Origin of the sequence: Rosenbergiella australiborealis, from assembly GCF_018494035.1 — a bacterium.
In the GTDB taxonomy this organism is placed as follows: Bacteria; Pseudomonadota; Gammaproteobacteria; order Enterobacterales; family Enterobacteriaceae; genus Rosenbergiella; species Rosenbergiella australiborealis.
In genome coordinates, this window is the sequence record NZ_JABBFO010000041.1 from 1 (window position 1) to 711 (window position 711).

Below are 711 nucleotides of genomic sequence, written 5' to 3' on the forward strand. Positions count from 1 at the left end.
AGCGGCAGGTGGTGCAGTGTTTACTGATGGGCCAAATCCAGGAACGATAGGGGCCTCTGCCGCCGGTGCCTGGGCTGGCGGCATGTTTGGGGAGTATGCGCCGGGGATTGTTAATTCGTTGACAGGGAAGGAGGTACCTGGATTTGTATTTGAAGCTATAGGTTCACTAGGCACAGAATTTTTGGGAGGATACTCAAAAGACTTTTTAAACGCACCAGTACCGCAAAATCCTCCTGAAAAAACAAAGGAGATTGAAAAATGAGTGCATATATCAAATTGCTAATTTACTCTTGTGTTTTTTGTATACTTTTTTGTTTTATTTTAGGTGCTGGAGCATCGTTCATTATGTACATTAAGAATGGATATTTTTTTATTCCTGATGGGCAGATAAAGAGAGCCACTGTTTTTGGGAGCATTGCAGGAACAGCGATTACATCGGCAACTATAGTCTTTAATCTAATTGATAAATTTAACTTCCGTAAAAAACCTCCCTCTAAACCGTAGTAACCGTCACCTTCCCAGCCAGTCAGCAGGGAAGGTGACGGTTGAGAATAATGCGCTGGCTAATGTCTTGGCAGCGGCGGAAGCGAATAAGAAAGGGACAATAGAGAAGTACCTTAAGGCGCAAAAAGCAGTCTGTGAAGGAAATCAGGCAGCTTGTACGCAGATGGTCAAAGATGTTGCGGGAACGGGGCTAGATTTTATCCCTAT

Annotated in this window: 1 pseudogene; it reads left to right on the forward strand. The window is 43.9% G+C overall.

Annotated features, from left to right (window positions below):
* A pseudogene (locus tag HGT73_RS14610) lies at positions 1-262 on the forward strand (hypothetical protein); the annotation flags it as partial.
* Between the last annotated feature and the right edge of the window lie 449 nt (positions 263-711).